2 protein-coding genes and 1 CRISPR repeat array are annotated in these 2,876 nt (G+C 31.0%); both genes read left to right on the forward strand.

The genetic code is table 11. The annotated features are described in order from the left end of the window. Positions 1-32 precede the first annotated feature (32 nt). Positions 33-395: direct repeats of the CRISPR family, unit length 30 nt; unit sequence GTTTATAGACTACCTATAAGGAATTGAAAC. A gap of 135 nt (positions 396-530) precedes the next feature. Further along, complete coding sequence (gene istA / locus CUL_RS0109085) at positions 531-1,733, forward strand: IS21 family transposase (RefSeq protein ID WP_025641281.1); 1,203 nt, start codon at positions 531-533, stop codon at positions 1,731-1,733. An 11-nt stretch (positions 1,734-1,744) separates the two neighbouring features. Next, the gene (istB, locus tag CUL_RS0109090) at positions 1,745-2,521 is read left to right on the forward strand and encodes an IS21-like element helper ATPase IstB (RefSeq protein WP_005585552.1); all 777 of its coding nucleotides are present in this window, start codon (positions 1,745-1,747) and stop codon (positions 2,519-2,521) included. The last annotated feature ends 355 nt before the right edge of the window (positions 2,522-2,876 follow it).

The raw sequence follows: 2,876 nt of genomic DNA on the forward strand, positions 1-2,876 counted from the left end.
GTGAATAAGCCATCTTGACATATAAAGTTGATGTTTATAGACTACCTATAAGGAATTGAAACTTTCAGTGGTGATCGGTCTTATGGTGATTTTGCCGGTTTATAGACTACCTATAAGGAATTGAAACTTGGGTAGATCGGTTCTACCCAGTGACTAGAATATTGTTTATAGACTACCTATAAGGAATTGAAACATGGGTAGGTGAGTAAATGAAGAAAATACTACTTGAAGTTTATAGACTACCTATAAGGAATTGAAACATATGACTCAGGCTACACTTCAAGAATATGCATTTGCGTTTATAGACTACCTATAAGGAATTGAAACGATAAACAAAGTGGAGTATATTGCACGAGTATGGGCCTGTTTATAGACTACCTATAAGGAATTGAAACACATAGCTTCTTCATCAGTTAATCCTTCTTTTATAAGTTTATTGTAAATGGTAAAATGAAAATGTACAATTAATGGAAAATAAGAATGTACAAAAGTGTACATTCTTGCTATCCTGATTTTAGGGAGGGATAGCAATGGAATGTAGCTTAAGAGCACAGTTAAATATAATAAAACTTATGGATCTAAAACCTAATTTTTCTGATTTAGCAAGACAATATGGCTTGGATAGAAGAACCGTAAAAAAATATTATGAAGGATATGAAGGAAAACCTAAAACTAGAAATAAAACAAGTAAATTAGATAAGTATAAGGATGAAATAATTGAGAAGTTACAGATTAAGGGAATTAAAGTAAAGGCTATCTATGAATATTTCTTGGACAAGGGTTATGATGTTGGAGGATATTCCAACTTTAACAAATATATTAAGAATAATGATTTAAAGCCTACAGCCAAGTCTAAAGGACATCCAAGATTTGAGACATTACCCGGTAAACAAGCTCAGGTGGATTGGAAAGAGGATGTAAAGCTAATATCAAAGTATAATGAAGAATTTATCATTAATGTCTTCAGCTACAAACTAGGCAATTCAAGATATTGCCATTTTGAGTACAAGAAACATAGAACCCAGCAAGATGTATTTGATTCCTTAATTAAAGCTTTTAAACAGACAGGAGGTGTGCCTAAAGAGATTCTATTTGATAATATGAGAACTGTTGTAGATATAGTTGATAATAGGAGAAGAATTAATACTAAAATGCAGGCTTTTGCAGATGACTTCGGCTTTAAGATTTCCCTTTGTAAGCCAAGGAAGTCCTACACTAAAGGGAAGGTTGAAGCCGCTAATAAATTTGTAGAATGGCTTTTAGCCTACAATCATGATTTTGAAGATGAAGATGATTTAATTTCAATAATTAAAAATATTAATAATAAGGTGAATCAATATGTGTGCCAGGCTACAGGAGTACCTCCAATATTACTATTTCAAAAAGAAAAAGAGTATCTCCAACCCCTACCAAAAAATTTAATAATAGAATCATATATGGATCACGAGCTGAGAACCAGTGTCCACAAGGATTCATTAGTAAATTACAAGGGAAGAAAATACTCAGTTCCACCAAAGTACATCGGTAAAGATGTACTCTTAAAGCAAATTGATAATCAATTGTATATTTATTGTAACATAGAATTAATTAGAATTCATCAACTAAGTAATAAAAATTTTAATTATGAGCCTGAGGATTACAAGTCATTAATGGCACAATCTATCAAGGATAATAATGATTTAGATAATATAGTTTTAGAGAATTTAAATATACTAGATAGTTTTCTCAAATAAGAGGTGATCAATTGAATAATTATGTAAAGCTGTTAAATAACCTGGAGAATTTAGAATTAAAGAATATGAAATCTAATATAGACCAATATATAGAAATGGTAAATGCCAATGATAAAAGCCTGGTAGATGCCTTGTACGAGCTCAGCGAATTAGAAATTAAGGCTAAGAAAGAAAGGGCTATGAATGCATGTGTAAAGGTAGCAAGTTTCCCATTTTTCAAAACTCTAGATGACTTTGATTTTGACTTTCAACCTACAGTTAATAAACAACAAATAATGGATTTAGCGAGTTTAAGATTTATAGAAAATAATGAAAATATTCTCTTTGTAGGTACTCCAGGTGTGGGTAAAACCCACTTGGCAACCTCAATAGGAATAGAGTGTGCTAGAAATAGATATTCAACATATTTTATCTCTTTTCATGAATTAATTGCACAACTTAAAAAGGCACTTTTAGAAAACAGGTTAGAAACAAGACTTAAACATTTTGCGAAGTATAAGATATTAATAATTGATGAGATTGGTTATTTACCAATAGATTTAGATGCTTCAAATCTATTCTTTCAACTAATAGCTAAAAGATATGAAAAGCATTGTACAATAATAACTACAAATTCAAATTTCTCAAAATGGCCTGATATATTTGGTTCACCAACTATTGCTAATGCAATATTAGACAGACTCCTTCACCATAGCCATATTATATCTATCAAAGGGCCATCCTACAGAATCCAATCTAAAATACAATATTTAGATAATAATAGGGTAAAGGATTCTGGGGTCTCATAGTCCACTTTTTGTACATAGTTATTTTCCACTTTTTAGACATTCTTATATTGACATTTACAGTTTATAGACTACCTATAAGGAATTGAAACGAAATTCCCTCTTCATTACAAATCCTCCTTTTAATCTAGTTTATAGACTACCTATAAGGAATTGAAACTTTCACCTCCTCACATATCCCCTTTGCCTACATTTCTGTTTATAGACTACCTATAAGGAATTGAAATAGAACCATTGTAGGGTATTTTGTACTGGAATTAATTAAAATTATAGTATCCATTTTCACACAGTCTGCCATTTCTATTCGACCAATTTGCTGCTCTAGTTCCTAAGTTAAGATGAATAAGAACAAGGTTTG

Source organism: [Clostridium] ultunense DSM 10521 (assembly GCF_000511955.1).
GTDB lineage: Bacteria > Bacillota > Clostridia > Tissierellales > Tepidimicrobiaceae > Schnuerera > Schnuerera ultunensis.

Bases quoted from the DNA above. Each gene is read 5' to 3' on its own strand.
- istA (WP_025641281.1), top strand. From the start codon at position 531: ATGGAATGTAGCTTAAGAGCACAGTTAAATATAATAAAACTTATGGAT.